The sequence below is a fragment of the Jezberella sp. genome (assembly GCF_964834465.1).
In genome coordinates this window covers 149,504-167,742 of record NZ_CBAZRM010000008.1, presented here as the reverse complement: position 1 = coordinate 167,742, position 18,239 = coordinate 149,504, and the positions used below count along the sequence as shown (strand labels likewise).

Sequence of the window (18,239 nt, the reverse complement as noted above, 5' to 3'; positions counted from 1 at the left end):
CCCATGATCTGGCTGGGGTTATTGCCCGTCACCCGATCCAGTTGCACGCTGGTGCTGCTCGGCTGAACGATGTTGACCTTGGCGCTTGAGCCAATGTCAAAGCTTTGAAAGTTAACAACGGCCTTGTCGGTCGTCTGGTTCAAGGTCATAGTGTTGCCAGACTGGCTCACCGTTACCTTACCCTGCGCCACGGCGGCGCCCGTGGGCAAGGCATTGGCAGCTGGCCCTGCAGCCCAAGCGTCCACGATTAACGCCAGCGACAAGAGCAATCCACCACCAATAAGCGCAGCGACTGCACGCATCGTGCCACCCACGCCAACCCCACGGCGTGTCCTGCCTGATCCGGTGACACAAGACGCTGTCTCGCTCACGACCACCAAGCAATTGCGACACTTAGAAAAAACGACTTTATGTAAACCGCGATTCATAAATACCTAGCATGTCCATTTAAACAAGCGTCAACCATCTGAGAACGCTTCACTCGTCACACTCTTCACGACAAAATATACGCTAATTAGCCTATGAAACAGTGAGGAATAAGCTGGTTTTATACGGTTATTTTTAGGATTTGACTGATATCGGCGGCAAGACGACTGTGTCGATACAGAAAACCGCTTGACGCTTGGGTGCTTCGCCAAATACGCTGAGACTCCGCACGCCCCCGTTGACCACAAAAGAACAGAGGAGACATTCAACGTGTCACAAGCTAAAAGAGCCAAACTGGCCGCTCGACTGAAACAACCCGGCTTAATTACAGCGCCTGGCATTTACGATATGGTGTCGGTGCGGTTGGCCGATACCTTTGGCTTTGATGCGCTCTACATGACAGGCTATGGCACCGTTGCGTCATACTTGGGGCTACCGGACGCAGGTCTAGCGAGCTACTCAGATATGGTGAATCGGGTGACCGCGATGGCTGGGATGGCCAACACGCCCTTAATTGCCGATGGCGACACCGGCTACGGGGGCTTGCTGAACGTCAGACACACCGTGCGCGGTTATGAGATAGCCGGTGCCTCTGGCATCCAGCTCGAGGATCAGGAGTTCCCCAAGAAATGTGGCCATACCCCGGGCCGGCGGGTTATTCCTACCGCAGACATGGTCAAAAAAATCAAGATTGCTGTTGATGCTCGTGAATCGAAAGACTTTTTGATCATTGCACGTACCGATGCGAGAACGTCCTTGGGGCTCGATGAGGCGTTGCGCAGAGCCGACGCGTACGCAAAAGCAGGGGCTGACATCTTGTTTGTCGAATCGCCTGAGTCAGAAGCTGAAATGCGGCAAATCTGTTCGTCTTTTGATTTGCCGCTACTGGCGAACATGGTTGAAACCGGCAGAACACCGGTCTTGAGCAAACAAGATCTTGAATCCATGGGATATAAATTAGCGATTTTCCCCGCGACCGCGTTGCTAGCGGCAGTGCAAGCCATGAGCACGGTGTATCAGCAATTTAAAGAGACAGGTTCATCAACGGGCGGCAAGACTGACCTGTATCACTTCATGGATCTCAACAAATTGATGGGGTTTGAAGAGATCTGGGATTTCGACAAAAAGCACGCTGACTGAACTGGCGCCTGACGCACTCAGGTTGCTGTTCAATGACCCGACCTGCGCTGGGCTAAACCTCGCGCATGCTAGAAGATGGCCAATGCTCGACACCTATTTTTTGAACGATCACACGGATAAAAGATGAATCAACCACTGAACATCGTGCTCAACCGCCCTCTCAAGTCTTTACTGCTCGCTAGCCTCATCGGTTTGACAGGGCTTCTCGCATTGGCCGGATCAGCAAGCGCTCAAGATCCCTACCCGAACCGACCAATTCGACTCATTGTCCCTTTTGTGCCGGGAGGGGTGACAGACACCAGCGGTCGTCTGATCGCTGACGCCCTATCCAGACGCATCCACCAGCAGGTAATCGTTGAAAATAAGCCCGGGGCTTCTGGCAATATCGGTACGGTCATGGTCAAAAACGCAGACCCAGACGGCTATACCATGCTGCTGGGATTTGATGGCACCTTGATCATTAATCCTCATGTTTTCCCAAATATGCCTTTTGACACGCTCACCGACTTTGCGCCCGTCGGCGAAATTGGCGATGCGGCAACGATTTTGGTGGCCAACCCGAAGCTACCCGTCAAAACGTTGATGGATGTCATCAATCTGTCGAAATCTACCCCAAATGGATTGCCGTTTGGAACGTCGGGCGTTGGCGGCGACCCCCATATCGCCGGGGAACGACTAAATATCGTGACGGGTTCAAAACTTGTTCACGTCCCCTATAAAGGCGGCGGGCAGGCGCTAATAGACGTTGAAGGCGGCGTGATCCCCTTGGTATACACTGCCGTCGCAGGTGCCTATCAACATATTCAAAGCGGCAGTATTAAGCCCATTGCGGTGTCCACCGCCAAACGCGTGCCATCACTGCCCAATGTCCCAACGTTTATCGAATCAGGGGTACCTGACTTTGTCGTGAGCTCTTGGGTGGGCTTACTATTACCTGCTAAAACGCCGCCCGCTATCGTTAACTATATGAATGAAGCGCTCAACGAAGTGCTTGCAGACAAAGAGGTAGCCGCTAAGCTTGAAAAGCTGGGCATTATTCCGACGCCCACGACACCCGCAGAGTATGCCAAGATCATTAAAGATGGTCTCGCACAAAACGGTGAGATTGTCAGAGCAGCACATATCAAGCTCGAATAGCGTTAACATATTGGGGCAATCCCTATGGTGGGGTTGCCAAATCATTCAGGATATCGCTATGAAATCATCACGTCGCCAGTTCATGATTTATTCTGTCGCCGGTGCTGCCACGATGGCTCTTGCCAATCAAGCCAGCGCGCAAGCTATGGTCGCCGAGTCAGACCCACAAGCGAATGCTTTGGGCTACAAGGCAGATGCGTCCACCGTTGACAAAGCAAAATTCGCCAAATACGCAGAAGGCCAACACTGTTCAACCTGTGCCCTATACGCATCCAAATCGGCTGAGGCTGGCGCCTGTGGCATCTTTGCCGGCAAAATGGTTGCCGCCAAAGGTTGGTGCAGTGCCTACGCTAAAAAGGCGTAAGCTCACGTAAGGTCGATTCAGGCGATCGACCTCACGGGGGGGCAATCATGTGTTGATTGCCCTCAGTCAAACGGTTTGGCAAACAGGCCATTATTCAGTACTGCGTCATTGGCAAATACCGGGCGATATAAAACATGCCTGCAAAGCCCATCCCCATCACCGTTGTCATCCAAGTCATCATTCGCCAATTATTCGAATCTATTTTTTGGCAAACCGTTTTGATTTCGAGGTGAATGGATTCGGTTAATTTAATCTCAAGGTTTTTAAGATCTTCTCGAGTGGCAAGCGTGGGAAGGCAAGCTCATTCCAATCTTGCCAATGATCCAGCGATCAGCGCTTTGAAGCACTGGGCGCGTTCTTCCAGCGCCGGTGTACCCACCACCACTGTTCCGGATGACGAACAATCAGCCATTCAAGCGCGCGGTTGTAGGCTCGGGTGTTCAATTTGATTTCATCGCCAACATCGTCTGCCGTCACCACCTCAATCGCGGGCCAAAACTTAAGGACGTGGCGCCCATCTGGCTCACGCCACGAAGCGGCTGGCATCACAGGCGCACCGGTTGATAACGCAATCACTGCCATGCTTTTGTAGGTACCCGCGTCGTAACCGAAGAATTCAACAGGAATCCCTTCAGGCCGTCTGGCATATTGATCAAAGGGAAAAACGATAGCATCACCTTTCTCAATCGTGTCGACAATTTCTTCGAGCGAGCCACGACGTCCAACGACACCAAAGCCGGCTCGATTGAACCGACCGGTCAACATGTCACTCAACCACTTCGGTTTGATCGGACGTCTTAAAAAGTGAATACGTCCCTTTGCCTGAGGAAAATGTTCGATCCCGGCAACCGTTGACACCTCGAAATTACCAAAATGCCCTGTTAGGACAAGAATACCTTTTTTAGCCTCAAAGGCACGGATCAACGCATCTGCCCCTTCGACAGTCACCAGCTTCATCTTGCGATTGTCAGACATGAATCTAAATGACACCAACTCTTTGAAAAGCGTAAAAAGATGTTGGTAGTGTGCCTGGGCTAAGCGTGTGATTTGATCCTGGGTGACACGCCCACCATACACACGATTCAGGTTTTCCAGGATGACTTGACGCCGATAGGGCAGCCATCGAAAAATAAAGCGACCTGCTGCTCCTGGGCTTATTGGACGTGGGACGCGTAAGGCAACCGCGCAAGCAGCAGTTGCAGAATGCGTCAGCGAGATCTGTATTCTCTCAACCAGATAGCGACCCAGCACGATATCCGCGTCCTGAGTTGTCACGATTTGCGGCGCGCCATAAGCGTCTCGGATCACCGAAAAATCCATTGCCGTGATGATGTTCAGCGCAGCTTCTTTAGGAAACAGCTTTAAACATGCCTCTTTGGCGGCGAAGCGAGCAGCCAGCGAGGCGATTTGACCCCCGCCCTGGCCGGCATCAATCAACTCTTGCGGTGAAAACAACTTGTGCAGTTCTTGCGGTATCTCGGCGACTAAGCGAGCTATCCGAGCCAGATCGACCGTGTCGACGGCACAGCCGTCAGGCAAAGCGGTCTCAGGGGTCATTAAGCGAAACCGCGCAACAACACGGCGGCATTGGTCCCCGCGAATCCTCGACACAACACCAGCAAAATATCACTGCTTGGTGTTTGGTGATTTGCAGAAATATTGACGCCTTCGCACCCTGCCGCAACGGTTTCCAACTGGGCAATACCTGGCACCACTTGACGACGAATGGCCTCAAGGCCAACCACCATATCTAAAATACCAGATGCTGCAAACAGATGACCAGCGGCCCATTTAAATGATGTCACGGGTGGCATCACCGAGCCAAATACAGTCTTTAAGGCGTGCGCCTCAGAGACGTCTGAAGAAACCGTCCCATTGCCATGAGCGACAATCATGCCAACGTCAGAGGGTTTTAACCCCGCGTCGGCTAGGGCAGCCCGGATGGTGCGTGCGACCCCGTCACCATCAGGGCGTACTGAGAACAGGCCCTCACCCTCGGCCGTTTGCGCCCCCCCGAGATATTCACCGATGATCGCGGCACCACGGGCTGCTGCAGACGCTTGCTTTTCAAGCACGAAACACCCCGCACCCTCGCCTAGCAAACAACCGTCATGTCTGCTGTCGAAGGGACGCAGAGCATCTTGGGCAATCACCCCGATACTATCCAGATAGTTGAACGTTTGCGGCTCAATGGGGGCATCATGGCCAATCGCCACGATTCTCTCAGCATCGCTTTCGCGCAACGCCCACGCACCTTCGATCACAGACAACAGCCCACTGGTCGCGTGATTCGTAATGCAAGCATTCGGCCCCTTTAACTGATGACGAATGCCAACGTGACACAACACATTGTTAGGCAAGGACCGCAACAACCACATGGGGTTAACGACATTGGACAACTCTTTGCCAAATAGGGGCAGGCTATCGCCCGATTCAGCCATGAGCGGGAAAAAGTCATAATTGACTTCAAAGGCACCGCCACCAGATCCAACGTAACAGCCAGTCTGATCGGCGAAGTTCACCTGGCCTTGCTCATCAAGGGCCTCGCGATGCTCATCCAACCCCGCTTGCGCCACGGCTTGAGCACCCACGTAGATACCAAACACGTCAGAGCGGCGAACCAGTTTAAGTAGCTTGCGATCGCCCAACAATTTGCCACCGTTGTAATCGCTGACAGCAGCCACTTTATTTTTTGCCCAATGGGTTCCGTCCCAGCTTTCAACCGTGGTGATCGCGCTGTGGCCCGCCAACAGTTCATCGACAATGGATTTAGGATCGTGACCCGACCCACAAATGGCGCCAGCCCCTGTGATGACAATTCGACTCATGTTTGCTCCGCAGCGATCAACGCAGCCGTATCGGCTGGATGACGGAATGCTAGACAATTGTTGCTGCCACCGAAACCCAGCGAGTTCGATAAGGCAATATGGATTCGTTTTTCTCGCGGCGACCCGTAAATAACATCGACATCACAATCCGGATCAAGCTGTTGCAGATTGGCGGTCGGTGGCATCAGGCCCTCATGCACGGCCAGCGCGCAGATCACTGCCTCGATGGCACCAGCGGCAGCAATCAAATGACCAGTCACGCTTTTTGTCGAGCTGACCGCAACTTCTTTGGCTCGATCACCAAATACGACATTCACTGCTGCACACTCGCTTCGATCATTCATTAACGTCGACGTGCCATGCGCATTTAAATAGGTGACGTCATTGGGTGTCGCGCCAGCATCCGATAACGCTCGTCGCATCGCTTGAATCGGACCATCCCCCGAAGGATGGGAATCGGTAATTCGATAGGCGGACAACGAGTTGCCTTCACCGGCGAGTTCAGCATAAATTTTTGCGCCACGGGCAACCGCCGTATCCCAGTCTTCTAGCACCAAAAACCCTGCCCCCTCACCCAATACAAAGCCATTGCGGCTCGCATCAAACGGACGGCTGGCACGTTCTGGATGGTCATTATCAGAAGACACGGCAGATAACAGGCAAAAACCCGACAACCCAACCGGTGAAATCATCGAATCAAAGCCACCGGCGAGCACCCGATCGACTACCCCACGGCGAATCAGGCGCAGGGCTGTGCCGATCGCCTGCCCCCCCGACGCGCAGGCGGTGTGAACTGTCGACCCGTAACCACGTATGCCATAACGTCTCAACAACAACGACAATCCGGCCGTCGACAAACTACGACTGAACGCCATCACGTCATGCGCAACGGGCGTCTCTAATAGACGATCAGCGATCAATTCACCGTCAGGCGCTGCATTTTTTTGCACCTCGTCGATTTCCGAATGTGCCACTGTCATCATGCCCGCACCAACGACACATCCCCACCGGTCACCATCTTGCTCAGTGGGTCGGATACCTGCATCGGCGATCGCCTGATCGGCCGCAGCTAAAGCGAATTGGTGGGCTCGGCTTGCATACTTCAGGCTTTTATGGTCTTTAACCACCGTCTCAGCGTCAAACCCTTTGACTTCTGCCGCAATACGAGTGCTGAAACCAGACGCATCAAACAGCGTGATTGGCCCAGCCTGGCAAGCCTCAGCCGCCTTGATGACTGCCCAACTGCTCGCAACGTCAAGCCCAGCTGGGGTAACTAAACCAATACCGGTGATTGCGACGCGGCGCTTGTTACTCATATGTGTTCTCTAAACTAAGGAGCAAAAAATATTTTTGCAGCTGCAATCACGCGATTGCCGGCAAGGGCCCCTACTTTGACAAGGACCGGTTCAGGATCATCCTCACCCGGCGCCGCAAACTCTGCAAACAGCCCAAGCGACGCACCTGGACTGGTAAACGCTCTTACCTTGACATTGGTGATTCTCGTGACTTTCAGCGTCGCAGCCAAGCCTGGGGCTTGGGCCATGAGTTGCTGTGCAAGCTGAAGCTGTGCATCGATCAGCAACGTGGCGGGAAACACAGGACGACGGGGAAAGTGATCGCTGAAGTAATCCGCATCATCCGGAATATCTAACGCAGCTTCAATGCGCTGGCCCACTTGATGGGACGTCACATTCATCAGCGGCGCAGGAACACCGGCAAATACCCCAGGTGCTCGCCCTGGCCCTGTCAAGATGGCAAAGTCGCTAGCAAGTAACTGTGGATCGTCAAAAATATCGATCCCGAGGTTTGAACCAAGGGTGTCCATCAACTCGAGAATCAGCGTGTCGTCCACCTTGGCATGGCCTCGGTAGGCGATCGAGTCTCGTTCACACGAGTCAATATCGACGTGCAGTTGCAACGTATCGCCTGCTTTCGGGTAGCCGTGAATGCGGGTGTCGCCCGCCAACGCAGCAACGGGGCGTCTCACAAAATCGCAATTGGACATGGCAACCCAGGCAGCTAACTGACCCAACGCTTCGGCCACAAGGCTCACCGGAAAATGACTGACGCCGTGAGGGATCTGATAGACCCCAGTCACTTGCTGCACACCATCGATCCGCGTAATGCGGTCAACGAAAGAAAATGCAGCAAAGCGACCGTTTGGCGCCACCGACGCCAGCCCCTCAGCGTTCAAGTCAGCGGTCATCAACCAGCTGCTTGCGCGCGTTGGGCGCGGATCACCAATTTGCAAAATGTTTCGGGCGTGTAGAGCCGAGCGATCGCATCGACGCGCATACCAGGCTTGAAGCGTTCGTCAGGAATCTCTGAGAGGTATTCGCGCAAACGAACCAAGCCTTTTTCGGTGAGCAAGCCATTTTGCTCAAAATCTTCAACAGCCATGTCACCGCGAACATCTTCGATGATTTTGCCACGAGGCACTTTGATCTTGAAGGCACGCTCTAAACGGAAGATCAGGTCGAGAAAGTCGATCGACTCGGCATCAAGCCCTTCAATTAAAGAGACATCAATCTTGATATCTTCAACGTCACAGCCCAGCGCATCGGCCACTGTTTTCTGTACGGTCGGGAATACCGCCATGATTTCTTCTTTAGAGATGACTGCTTCAGTCATATTCGACTCCAGGTTAATCGGTAAATACCTAGTATTTTAACCTATCGAGTCAATATATCCCGAAGCACAGTGCCACCCGAGGACACTCAGTCCATTTTAAAGCCGCCATCGACGTATAAAACCTGCCCCGTCACGTAACTGGCCATGTCCGACACTAAAAAAGCAACCGCTTGAGCAATATCTTGCGCTTGCCCATACCGCTTGAGCAAAATTCGAGATTTCACCTGATCATCTGCAAGATCACGCACTTGTTGCGACATTTCTGTCTCGATGACACCGGGGGCGACGGCGTTGACGAGAATTTTTCTGGGGGCAAGTTCGACAGCGAGCGCGCGCGTGATTGCGTCAACGGCCCCCTTACTGGCCGCATAATTCGCTTGCCCTCGGCCAGCTTTATTACCAGCTACCGACGATAAATTGACAATTCGACCCGCCCGCTGGGACATCATGAAAGGAATCACCGGACGCACCATATTAAAGACACCGCCCACATTCGTATTGAGTACCGAAGAAATCTCTTCGTCATCCATGGCTGCCGTCAAATTATCGCGCACGATACCGGCATTGTTCACCAAAATATCAATGCGCCCACAGCGATCTGCGACCTGCTCAACCGCAGTCATGCAAGCGGCTGAATCCGCCACATCGACCTGCATCGCAGTCGCTGTCAAACCCGCAGCGGCGACAGCATCAACCACCGCTTGCGCTGCGTCTGCATTACCACGATAAAAAAACGTCACTGCGCAGCCCTGACTGGCTAATAATTCGACGATGGCCCGCCCAATACCACGCGAACCACCCGTGACAATGGCAACCTTATTTTCTAAACCCGATTCAAACGCCATGTGGCTTTCCCCTTAACCCGAAATGGCGAAGCCGCCATCAACGATGAGCGTCTGCCCATTGATCCATGCGGCTTCTGGCAGGCAGAGTAGGTAAACGGCATCCGCCACATCTTTCGGGGTTAACTTAGGGCCTGCGGGCGTGCGAGCAGCGAATTCAGCAAGCACCTGATCACGGTTAGGAAAGTGGCTCAGGGCATCAGTATCCACCACGCCAGCCGACACGGTATTGACGCGAATACCGCGAGGCCCCAGCTCTTGCGCCAAGGTTCGGACCAAGGACTCTAGGGCTGCTTTGGACGCACCGATAAACCCATAATGCGGCATCGCTCGTTGAGCACCCAGGCTGGACATCGCCACAATACGGCCGCCGTTCTTCATCAGCGGGGCTGCGTGCTGAGCCAACAAATTGATCGCGAACGCGTTGGTCTCCATGCACCAGCGAAAATGCTTCAGTGTCATGTCCATCGCCGGCTTCAACACGCCGGAGGCCGCATTACTCACGACGATATCCAGACAATCGAACTCTTTGGTGATCGCCTCAAAGATTTCGTTCACACTATCTGGGACACCCACACTCCCCTGAACGGCAAGCGCACGACGACCTAGCGAGCGCACCTCTGCACAGAGCGCTTCTGCTTCTTCGTGACTGTTGTAATAGTTGGCGACGATGTCACAACCCGCTGCGGCCAGCTTCAAAGCACAGGCGCGGCCTATCCCTCGGGCAGCACCGGTAACAAGCGCAACTTTGCCAGACAAAGGCTGATTCATGATGAGAAAACACTCCAAAAAATATAAGCTAGCGTAACAATTGCACGAAGTTTACCCAGAATCGGGTCTACGATGGGGTGCACACCACTAGCCTTTTTGGACAAGTACGTCAAAAAAAGGTTAGATTGTCGATCTTTAGTAGCCATTTACCTCGAGACAAAAGCCATGTCGACCCAACCACCCTCGCCCACTATCCCTAACTTGATCTCTCAATGGATTTCGGGCCAACCCGTGATGCACCCAGGTTCAAGGTTGCAAGCGGTCTATAACCCAGCGACAGGGCAAGTCACACGAAATGTCGAACTGGCGTCTGTCGAGGTGGTGCATCAGGCGGTAGAAAGCGCGAAAAGGGCCTTCCCCGCCTGGGCAGATACGCCGCCTATCCGTCGCGCTCGGATCATGAACAAGTTTCTTGCCCTGATGAATGAGTGCAAAGATGAACTGGCGGCCATCATCACCCAAGAGCATGGCAAAGTGTTTACGGACGCTCAAGGCGAAGTGATGCGCGGCATCGATATTATTGAGTTCGCTTGTGGCATCCCTCAATTGCTCAAAGGGGACTTCACCGATCAAGTATCAACCGGCATCGATAACTGGACGTTGCGCCAACCCTTGGGTGTGGTCGCGGGCATTACCCCCTTTAACTTTCCGTGTATGGTGCCTTGCTGGATGTTCCCCGTGGCGATCGCGGCAGGCAACTGCTTCATTTTGAAGCCTAGCGAGCGCGACCCTTCGCTGTCATTCTTTATGGCGGCATTACTCAAAAAAGCGGGCTTACCAGACGGCGTGTTTAACGTCATTCAGGGCGACAAAGTCGCTGTCGACGCGCTGCTTGAACACCCGGACGTCAAAGCCATCAGTTTTGTGGGATCAACCCCGATTGCACAATATATCTATCACCGCGGCGCCGAACTCGGCAAGCGGGTGCAGGCGTTGGGTGGGGCCAAAAACCACATGATTGTCATGCCTGACGCCGACTTGGATCAGGCCGTCGACGGCCTGATCGGTGCCGCTTATGGTTCGGCAGGCGAGCGTTGCATGGCGATTTCAGTGGCCGTGTTGGTCGGCGATGTCGCCGATAAAATCGTCCCCATGCTGGCCGAACGCGCCCGTGCCTTGAAGATTAAAAACGGTATGGAGCTCGATGCGGAGATGGGTCCGGTGATCACACGCCAAGCGCTCGAACGCATTGAAGGCTATATCGATACCGGTATTCAAGAAGGCGCGATGCTGGTGGTTGACGGGCGCGGCTATCAAGTCGCCGGACACGAAGAGGGCTTCTTTACGGGTGGTTCACTGTTCGATCACGTGACCCCAGAGATGCGCATTTATAAAGAAGAGATTTTCGGACCGGTTCTCAGCTGTGTCCGCGTCAATGACTTTAATGAAGCCGTTGAACTGGTCAACGATCATGAGTTTGGCAACGGGGTCTCTTGCTACACCCGAGACGGCAATATCGCCAGAGAATTTGGCCGACGCATTCAAGTCGGGATGGTCGGCATCAACGTGCCTATCCCAGTCCCCATGGCATGGCACGGTTTCGGTGGTTGGAAGAAAAGCCTGTTCGGCGATATGCACGCCTACGGCGAAGAGGGCGTGCGCTTCTACACCAAACAGAAGTCCATCATGCAACGCTGGCCCGAAACCACCGCAAAGGGGGCAGAGTTCGCGATGCCCACGGCAAAATAACTCTCGTGGCGTTTGATGCAAAAGAAAGCAGTTTGTTTATTGAGTGGCGGCCTAGACTCAACGACCGTCCTAGCGATTGCCCAGACCGAGGGCTTCGAGGTGTACGCCTTGAGCTTTCGGTACGGGCAACGCCATTCCATCGAGCTAGAAAAAGCGACCGCCTTCGCAAAAGCCAGAAATGTTGCACGTCATGTGACGATTGACATGGATATGCGTGCTTTTGGCGGATCTGCGTTGACCGCAGATATTGCCGTACCAAAGGGCCATTCAGTTGCAGATATCAAACAGGGTATCCCTGTGACTTACGTCCCCGCTCGCAATACCATTTTTTTAAGTTTCGCTCTCGCGTGGGCTGAATCAATCGGCGCACAAGATATCTTCGTTGGGGTCAACGCCATGGATTACAGTGGCTATCCTGACTGTCGCCCTGAATACATTGCCGCGTTCGAAAATCTAGGCAACCTCGCCACCAAAGCGGGGGTTGAAGGTAAACAGCACTTGAAGATTCACGCGCCACTTATCACGATGACCAAAGCCGATATTGTTCGTCATGGCACATCCTTGGGTGTTGATTTCAGCGAGACCTCCAGTTGCTACGATCCTGATCCACATGGCAAACCTTGTGGCCAGTGTGATTCGTGCCTGCTACGTGCCAAAGGCTTTGCCGAGGCGGGTCTGAAAGATCCGCTGTACGCTAAATTTGGTCTCGACGCATGAGAGACCAGCTCTTGTATGTTGCTGCTGCGCGCTTCGAAGCGGCCTGTCGAGTCGAATGCCTACCTCAAGGCCATCGGGCCACGCAATTGCATGGGCACAGTTATCTCGGCGAAGTCCGTGCAAACTTGCCAGCCGGTTGGGGCGATTTCCCCGGCGCTGAAGTCCGTGAACTCTCTGAACAGTTACAGCGCTGCGTCGCACCCCTTGACTACAGCTTGCTGAACACGCATCTTAGCGAACCCACCGACGAAAACATTGCGCGGTGGATCCGTGACCGACTTGGACCTGCGGCGGATACGCGGCTCATGACGGTGCCGGGCATCGTCGCTGTTGGCGTGCAGAGCACCTCTGAGTCAGGGGTCGATCTAGATGCTTCCGATCACGCGCACGTCTGGCGGCGCTACGTCTTTCAGTCCGCGCATCAATTACCGCATGTACCTGCTGGCCATAAATGTGGTCGGATGCACGGTCACGGCTTTGAGGTGATCATTCATGCCGACCGCGACGTCAGTCAAGAGGCACTGTCCATTGACTACGATCATCTTGATGCCTTGTGGGCGCCTATTCACGCAACGCTCGATCACGCTTGCCTAAATGACATTCCGGGCCTTGAGAATCCGACCAGTGAAAACATCTCTGCCTGGATATGGGCACGCCTCAAGCCCGAGCTTGCTGAGTTATCTTGGGTCACGGTCTATGAAACGGCACAATGCGGTGCTCACTTCGATGGACATCACTATCGCATCTGGAAAGAATTCACCCTCGATAGCGCCGTGCAACTTAAACGCGCTCCTGCAGGCGATCCTCGACGCAGAATCCACGGGCACACGTTCACACTGAGATTGCATTTGCACGCCCCGCTCGATACGGTCCGCGGGTGGACCGTTGACTTCGGTGATGTCAAAGCAATTTTTGATCCCATTTTCAAACAAATCGATCACCAACCATTACACGAGGTGATGGGGCCACTCGATACTGACACGGCCAGCATTGCGCGCTACATTAGGGGTCTCGCGTCGGCGCAGCTTCCAGCGCTGGATCGAATCGATCTTCTTGAAACACCGGGCTGCGGTGTCATCCTTTACTGGGGTGAACTCGGTCCCGCCTTGCCCGTTTGAGCAACGAATGACCTATAGCGTGAAAGAGATTTTCTACACCCTGCAGGGTGAAGGATTGCAGGTTGGCATGCCAGCGGTCTTTTTACGCTTTGCTGGATGTAATCTCTGGACTGGTCGAGAGGCAGATCGCGCGACGGCAGTCTGTCAGTTTTGCGATACTGACTTCGTTGGTACGAACGGCGTGAATGGGGACAAATTTTCGGATGCAGCTAGCTTGGCCGCCAAAGTTGCCTCACTTTGGCCGAGTCAGGCGCACGAGCATCGACTCGTCGTTTGCACGGGTGGCGAACCGCTGCTTCAACTGGACGATGCGGCGATACAAGCATTGCACCAACAAGGGTTTCGAGTCGCCGTTGAAACGAACGGAACCATCAAAGCACCTGCCGGTATCGATTGGATTTGTGTAAGCCCAAAATCCGACGCGCCGCTCAACCAAGTGAGTGGTGACGAGCTCAAGCTGGTATTCCCCCAACTGAAGGCTCGGCCCGAGCTCTTTGAGGGCTTGCGCTTCAAGCATTTTCTCTTGCAGCCCATGGATAGTGCGCAACAAGCGCAACACACCCAAGCGGCGATCCAGTACTGCTTGGATCACCCTCAGTGGCGACTGAGCCTCCAGACTCACAAGATTATCGGGATAGATTGACGCCTTTGAGCAATGCCATGAGTCAATAGATTGTCTTTCGCACAGAAGCTTGGATTATATTGGGGGCATCAAGCGAACAACGATAAAACCCGGAGACCACGTCATGATGCTTACGTCATTCATTAAAACCCTATTGTTGACATCCCTTTGCCTGATGATGGGGCAATCCTATGCTTTTGACACCCCTAAAGTCACACAGCCCCACACAGCGAAGATCACCTCAGGCATCTATGTTGGCAACAGTTTTTTTTACTACAACAACAGCATGCACGGCCATGTCAGCAATCTCTTAAAAGCTGCTGGCACCAAGCAAGAATTCAGAAGCACTTCGATCACCATTGGTGGTTCTGGCCTGGATTGGCACAATGTTGAAAGCTACTTTGCGCCAAGTGGTATTGGCCGTTATTCCTTTGTGGGGAATAACGAAGTTCAGTTCAACAAGCTCGATAAACTTTGGGATATTGCAATCATGATGGATTGCAGCCAATGTCCCATCCACCCACAATTGCAACCTATTTTTTACGAATACGTGAAAAAGCATGGCGATACGGTGCGAAGTCACGGTGCCGAGCCGATGCTATTTATGTCTTGGGCCTATGACGACAAACCTGAAATGACTGAATCGTTAGCCGCTGAATACGTCAAGGCCGGTAATCAAAACGACATGACTCCAATCGGTAACAGTTACACCGCTGGCTTAGATGCGACTACTGTGGCATTTCTGCAAAACACGGCATGGACTACCGTCAAGTCGTTCTACGGCATCAATTAAAGACGCCCCTAACTCCTGAACAAGCCTACCAACACAGGAACCATCAAGTCATGAGCTATATCTTGGCGCTGGATCAAGGCACCACCAGTTCACGTGCGATTTTGTTTAACGCGGCTGGCGAAGTTGTCTGTACTGCACAAGTCGAATTCGAACAGATTTTTCCCGACCTCGGTTGGGTTGAGCACGATGCAAATACCATCTGGTCCTCGCAACTGGAGGTCATGCGGGAAGTCGTCGACACGGCCCTCCAACAACACGCTATCTCGTTGCAAGCGATTGCGGCGATCGCCATCACGAATCAACGCGAAACCACTGTCTTGTGGGACAGAAAAACCGGGCAACCGATCGCCAACGCCATCGTATGGCAAGACCGCCGAACCGTAGACTTCTGCCACGATCTGCGCGACGCTGGCCATGGGCCTTTGGTCGCTCAAAAGACCGGCCTCGTCGTTGACAGTTATTTTTCTGCCACCAAAATCCGCTGGCTGCTCGACAATGTTGAAGGCGCTCGCGCGCAGGCCGAACGAGGCGAACTCGCCTTTGGCACAATCGATACCTGGTTGGTCTGGCAGTTGACCCAAGGGCGCGTGCACGCCACAGATCCAAGTAATGCGTCGCGCACCATGCTCTTGAATTTAGAAACGTTGGATTGGGATGCAGTGCTGCTTGATTTATTTGATATCCCTCGTTCTTTGTTGCCTGATATTGTGCCAAGCTCTGGGATTCTGGGCCATACCGACGCGTCGCTGCTTGGTCGGTCGTTACCGATTGCATCATTGATCGGAGATCAGCAGGCAGCCACTTTTGGTCAGGCCTGTTTCAAACTCGGCATGGCAAAGAACACCTACGGGACGGGGTGCTTCATGCTGATGAATACAGGCAATCAAGCGTATGCGAGTCAACATCGCTTACTCACTACAATAGGCTGGCAACGTCATGCCCGAGGCCCGGCGACCTACTGTCTCGAGGGCTCAGTGTTCATGGGTGGGGCAACGATTCAATGGTTGCGAGACGGTCTTGGTCTGATTGCCCACGCCTCCGAGGTAGAAGCCCTTGCCCAGACAGTGTCAGACTCTGGCGATACCTACCTTGTGCCGGCCTTTACAGGCCTTGGCGCACCTGACTGGGATGGCAATGCAAGAGGAACCTTAGTCGGTATCACCAGAGGCACGACCAAGGCGCATATTGCCCGGGCTTCTCTTGAATCAATCGCTCTGCAAGTGGCTGGTGTGCTTGATGCGATGCAAAAAGACTCGGGGATTGCGCTGACCGAACTCAGAGCGGATGGGGGCGCTTGTCACAATAACCTGTTGATGCAAATGCAGGCAGATTTCACTGGTGTCGCTGTGGTCAGACCTAAAGTGACCGAAACCACCGCGCTAGGTGCTGCCTACTTGGCTGGTTTAGCCACCGGCGTTTGGTCTGACACAGACCAAATTTCATCGTTATGGGCAATCGATCGGATATTCGAACCTAAGATGGATGAACAGGCACGTTTACATAAAATTGCAAGATGGCGCGAGGCGGTTGAACGTTCACTCGGATGGGCAAAAAATTGAACACCATTGAGGCATCTCCTTTGTCGACTGACCGGGCGGCGTTGCTCGCGCGGCTAGAGCAACCTACCCAATACGATCTTGCTATCGTCGGTGGCGGTGCCACTGGTCTGGGCATCGCATTGGATGCTGTCGCAAGGGGTTTCAGTGTCGTCTTGCTTGAGTCAGATGATTTCGCCCATGGCACCTCTTCGCGATCCACTAAATTACTGCACGGTGGTGTTCGGTATCTTGCTCAGGGAAACATCTCGCTCGTGCAAGAGGCCCTGCACGAGCGCTCAACAGTGCTGCACAATGCCCCTCATCTGTCGCAAAGATTGTCCTTTATTCTGCCTTGCTATAAATACTGGCAAATTCCGTTCTACTCGATCGGTCTTGTCATGTACGATGCACTCGCAGGCAAACGCGGTTTAGGCAAAACACAGATCATGGGTTTGTCTGACACGCGAGAGTGCATGCCAAATCTGCAATCCAGACAACTAAAGGGCGCCATCAAATACTGGGATGCTCAATTCGACGACGCACGTCTCGCGCTGGCGCTGGCGCGCACAGCGGCAAAACGTGGTGCCGTGCTGGTGAACTATTGCAAGGTCAACGAACTCGTGACCCACGATGGAAAAATAAAAGGCCTCGTTTGCGAAGATACTGAAACACAAAAGCAGTTTCGCCTTGCGGCAAAGTGCGTCATTAATGCAACCGGGGTTTGGGTCGATAAGCTCAGAGCGAGTGATGACGCTACCCGTCACCAAACCAGTCAGGCCATTGTTGCCCCCAGCCAAGGGGTACATATCAGTGTGGATGCCAGCTTCTTACCGGGTAACCAGGCCTTGATCATCCCAAAAACGGCAGATGGTCGTGTTTTATTTGCAGTACCCTGGCGCGGCAAGGTCATCCTCGGCACGACCGATACGCCCAGACACGATTTAAGCCGCGAACCCGAGCCCTTCAAAGAAGAGCTGGATTTCATCTTAAACGAGGCTGCCCAGTATCTTGATCGCGCCCCAACGCGAGCAGATATCAAGAGTATCTGGGTCGGTTTACGTCCACTCGTTAAGGCACCGTCCGATAGCGGGGACGACACCAAAAAAATTAGTCGCGAGCATACCGTGCTTGTTAGTCCGAGCAACCTGGTGACGGTAACGGGCGGCAAATGGACCACCTACCGAGTCATGGCAGCCGACACCTTGAATCAATGTTTTGACTCAGGGCTATTGCCGCGGCAAACTGGCGACGACACAGCAACGCTGTTACTTGTGGGGGCCCAGAACAGTCAACGGGTCTCAGACCCCATGGGGGTGCCCGGCGGCCCAGCACTCTATGGTGATGAAGCAAATTGCTTGGAAAGCATCCCAGGCCACGACAGCCCCTTGGGTGGTGAGCTCACAGAAGCCATGGTGAGATTTGCGGCGAGATATGAATATGCTCGCAAAGTCGAAGACGTTCTGGCAAGACGCTCGCGTCTTTTATTTCTCGACGCGCGACTTGCCCGAAGCATGGCACCCAAGGTTGCTGAGATTTTGCAAAGCGAAACAGGGATTGACCCCAGCTTGCCCGCATTTCTAGCCTTATGTGAGCACTACCTTCATTTGCCGTAGCGCTCGCGAA

General features: G+C 53.6%; 18 protein-coding genes. 10 read left to right on the top strand and 8 right to left on the bottom strand.

The features are described 5' to 3' along the window. A partial coding sequence (locus tag AC1W8Y_RS08220; protein ID WP_482013985.1) for a two-partner secretion domain-containing protein occupies positions 1-428 on the bottom strand: 428 nt, incomplete at its 3' end. 268 nt (positions 429-696) lie between these two features. On the opposite strand from AC1W8Y_RS08220, the gene AC1W8Y_RS08215 reads away from it, so the two are divergent. The 3 genes from AC1W8Y_RS08215 to AC1W8Y_RS08205 all read left to right on the top strand — a co-directional run bounded on the left by AC1W8Y_RS08215 (position 697) and on the right by AC1W8Y_RS08205 (position 3,067). Beyond that, entirely contained in the window at positions 697-1,566 is an 870-nt protein-coding gene (locus tag AC1W8Y_RS08215; protein ID WP_482013984.1) for an isocitrate lyase/PEP mutase family protein, read from the top strand. Between the two features lie 123 nt (positions 1,567-1,689). After that, the gene (locus AC1W8Y_RS08210; RefSeq protein ID WP_482013983.1) at positions 1,690-2,703 is read left to right on the top strand and encodes a Bug family tripartite tricarboxylate transporter substrate binding protein; all 1,014 of its coding nucleotides are present in this window, start codon (positions 1,690-1,692) and stop codon (positions 2,701-2,703) included. 58 nt (positions 2,704-2,761) lie between these two features. After that, positions 2,762-3,067 carry a high-potential iron-sulfur protein gene (locus AC1W8Y_RS08205; RefSeq protein WP_482013982.1) on the top strand — a complete coding sequence of 102 codons (306 nt, stop codon included), beginning with the start codon at positions 2,762-2,764 and terminating at the stop codon, positions 3,065-3,067. A 330-nt stretch (positions 3,068-3,397) separates the two neighbouring features. On the opposite strand, the gene AC1W8Y_RS08200 is transcribed toward AC1W8Y_RS08205, so the two are convergent. The 7 genes from AC1W8Y_RS08200 to fabL all read right to left on the bottom strand — a co-directional run bounded on the left by AC1W8Y_RS08200 (position 3,398) and on the right by fabL (position 10,139). Next, positions 3,398-4,624: an LpxL/LpxP family acyltransferase gene (locus AC1W8Y_RS08200; RefSeq protein ID WP_482013981.1), complete on the bottom strand. Its 1,227-nt coding sequence runs from the start codon at positions 4,622-4,624 to the stop codon at positions 3,398-3,400. Then, positions 4,624-5,895, bottom strand: coding sequence for a beta-ketoacyl-[acyl-carrier-protein] synthase family protein (locus AC1W8Y_RS08195; protein ID WP_482013980.1), 1,272 nt, complete (start codon positions 5,893-5,895; stop codon positions 4,624-4,626). The genes AC1W8Y_RS08200 and AC1W8Y_RS08195 overlap by 1 nt, the downstream gene beginning before the upstream one ends. Then, positions 5,892-7,211, bottom strand: coding sequence for a beta-ketoacyl-[acyl-carrier-protein] synthase family protein (locus AC1W8Y_RS08190; protein ID WP_482013979.1), 1,320 nt, complete (start codon positions 7,209-7,211; stop codon positions 5,892-5,894). Before AC1W8Y_RS08190 ends, AC1W8Y_RS08195 begins: the two co-directional genes overlap by 4 nt. 14 nt (positions 7,212-7,225) lie before the next feature. Beyond that, positions 7,226-8,101: an ApeI family dehydratase gene (locus AC1W8Y_RS08185; RefSeq protein ID WP_482013978.1), complete on the bottom strand. Its 876-nt coding sequence runs from the start codon at positions 8,099-8,101 to the stop codon at positions 7,226-7,228. Further along, complete coding sequence (locus tag AC1W8Y_RS08180; RefSeq protein ID WP_482013977.1) at positions 8,101-8,526, bottom strand: acyl carrier protein; 426 nt, start codon at positions 8,524-8,526, stop codon at positions 8,101-8,103. The genes AC1W8Y_RS08185 and AC1W8Y_RS08180 overlap by 1 nt, the downstream gene beginning before the upstream one ends. An 86-nt stretch (positions 8,527-8,612) precedes the next feature. Then, positions 8,613-9,371, bottom strand: a complete 759-nt coding sequence (locus tag AC1W8Y_RS08175) for a 3-oxoacyl-ACP reductase family protein (protein ID WP_482013976.1) — start codon at positions 9,369-9,371, stop codon at positions 8,613-8,615. A 12-nt stretch (positions 9,372-9,383) separates the two neighbouring features. Continuing rightward, complete coding sequence (gene fabL, locus AC1W8Y_RS08170) at positions 9,384-10,139, bottom strand: enoyl-[acyl-carrier-protein] reductase FabL (protein ID WP_482013975.1); 756 nt, start codon at positions 10,137-10,139, stop codon at positions 9,384-9,386. Positions 10,140-10,304: 165 nt separating this feature from the next. Here fabL and AC1W8Y_RS08165 point away from each other — a divergent pair, with 165 nt between their 5' ends. From AC1W8Y_RS08165 to AC1W8Y_RS08135, 7 genes are all read left to right on the top strand, one after another. After that, on the top strand, positions 10,305-11,828 hold the full coding sequence (locus AC1W8Y_RS08165; protein WP_482013974.1) for a CoA-acylating methylmalonate-semialdehyde dehydrogenase: 1,524 nt from the start codon (positions 10,305-10,307) through the stop codon (positions 11,826-11,828). A 15-nt stretch (positions 11,829-11,843) separates the two neighbouring features. Then, a complete protein-coding gene (queC, locus tag AC1W8Y_RS08160; protein WP_482013973.1) occupies positions 11,844-12,545 on the top strand; it encodes a 7-cyano-7-deazaguanine synthase QueC in 702 nt (233 codons plus the stop codon). Then, positions 12,542-13,663, top strand: a complete 1,122-nt coding sequence (locus tag AC1W8Y_RS08155) for a 6-carboxytetrahydropterin synthase (RefSeq protein WP_482013972.1) — start codon at positions 12,542-12,544, stop codon at positions 13,661-13,663. The genes queC and AC1W8Y_RS08155 overlap by 4 nt, the downstream gene beginning before the upstream one ends. Positions 13,664-13,670: 7 nt before the next feature. After that, positions 13,671-14,306 (top strand): 7-carboxy-7-deazaguanine synthase, encoded by a 636-nt coding sequence (queE, locus tag AC1W8Y_RS08150; RefSeq protein ID WP_482013971.1) that lies wholly within the window; start codon positions 13,671-13,673, stop codon positions 14,304-14,306. A 103-nt stretch (positions 14,307-14,409) separates the two neighbouring features. Beyond that, positions 14,410-15,078, top strand: a complete 669-nt coding sequence (locus tag AC1W8Y_RS08145) for a hypothetical protein (RefSeq protein WP_482013970.1) — start codon at positions 14,410-14,412, stop codon at positions 15,076-15,078. 50 nt (positions 15,079-15,128) lie between these two features. Continuing rightward, complete coding sequence (gene glpK / locus AC1W8Y_RS08140) at positions 15,129-16,637, top strand: glycerol kinase GlpK (RefSeq protein WP_482013969.1); 1,509 nt, start codon at positions 15,129-15,131, stop codon at positions 16,635-16,637. Continuing rightward, a complete protein-coding gene (locus tag AC1W8Y_RS08135; RefSeq protein ID WP_482013968.1) occupies positions 16,622-18,229 on the top strand; it encodes a glycerol-3-phosphate dehydrogenase/oxidase in 1,608 nt (535 codons plus the stop codon). The genes glpK and AC1W8Y_RS08135 overlap by 16 nt, the downstream gene beginning before the upstream one ends. The last annotated feature ends 10 nt before the right edge of the window (positions 18,230-18,239 follow it).

Excerpts from the sequence above, each read along its gene's own strand:
- AC1W8Y_RS08135 (WP_482013968.1), top strand. The coding sequence starts at position 16,622 with ATGGGCAAAAAATTGAACACCATTGAGGCATCTCCTTTGTCGACTGAC.
- AC1W8Y_RS08185 (WP_482013978.1), bottom strand. The coding sequence starts at position 8,101 with ATGACCGCTGACTTGAACGCTGAGGGGCTGGCGTCGGTGGCGCCAAAC.
- AC1W8Y_RS08190 (WP_482013979.1), bottom strand. The coding sequence starts at position 7,211 with ATGAGTAACAAGCGCCGCGTCGCAATCACCGGTATTGGTTTAGTTACC.
- queC (WP_482013973.1), top strand. The coding sequence starts at position 11,844 with ATGCAAAAGAAAGCAGTTTGTTTATTGAGTGGCGGCCTAGACTCAACG.
- AC1W8Y_RS08175 (WP_482013976.1), bottom strand. The coding sequence starts at position 9,371 with ATGGCGTTTGAATCGGGTTTAGAAAATAAGGTTGCCATTGTCACGGGT.
- AC1W8Y_RS08145 (WP_482013970.1), top strand. The coding sequence starts at position 14,410 with ATGATGCTTACGTCATTCATTAAAACCCTATTGTTGACATCCCTTTGC.
- AC1W8Y_RS08210 (WP_482013983.1), top strand. The coding sequence starts at position 1,690 with ATGAATCAACCACTGAACATCGTGCTCAACCGCCCTCTCAAGTCTTTA.
- queE (WP_482013971.1), top strand. The coding sequence starts at position 13,671 with ATGACCTATAGCGTGAAAGAGATTTTCTACACCCTGCAGGGTGAAGGA.
- glpK (WP_482013969.1), top strand. The coding sequence starts at position 15,129 with ATGAGCTATATCTTGGCGCTGGATCAAGGCACCACCAGTTCACGTGCG.
- AC1W8Y_RS08180 (WP_482013977.1), bottom strand. The coding sequence starts at position 8,526 with ATGACTGAAGCAGTCATCTCTAAAGAAGAAATCATGGCGGTATTCCCG.
- AC1W8Y_RS08200 (WP_482013981.1), bottom strand. The coding sequence starts at position 4,624 with ATGACCCCTGAGACCGCTTTGCCTGACGGCTGTGCCGTCGACACGGTC.
- AC1W8Y_RS08205 (WP_482013982.1), top strand. The coding sequence starts at position 2,762 with ATGAAATCATCACGTCGCCAGTTCATGATTTATTCTGTCGCCGGTGCT.
- AC1W8Y_RS08165 (WP_482013974.1), top strand. The coding sequence starts at position 10,305 with ATGTCGACCCAACCACCCTCGCCCACTATCCCTAACTTGATCTCTCAA.
- fabL (WP_482013975.1), bottom strand. The coding sequence starts at position 10,139 with ATGAATCAGCCTTTGTCTGGCAAAGTTGCGCTTGTTACCGGTGCTGCC.
- AC1W8Y_RS08155 (WP_482013972.1), top strand. The coding sequence starts at position 12,542 with ATGAGAGACCAGCTCTTGTATGTTGCTGCTGCGCGCTTCGAAGCGGCC.
- AC1W8Y_RS08195 (WP_482013980.1), bottom strand. The coding sequence starts at position 5,895 with ATGAGTCGAATTGTCATCACAGGGGCTGGCGCCATTTGTGGGTCGGGT.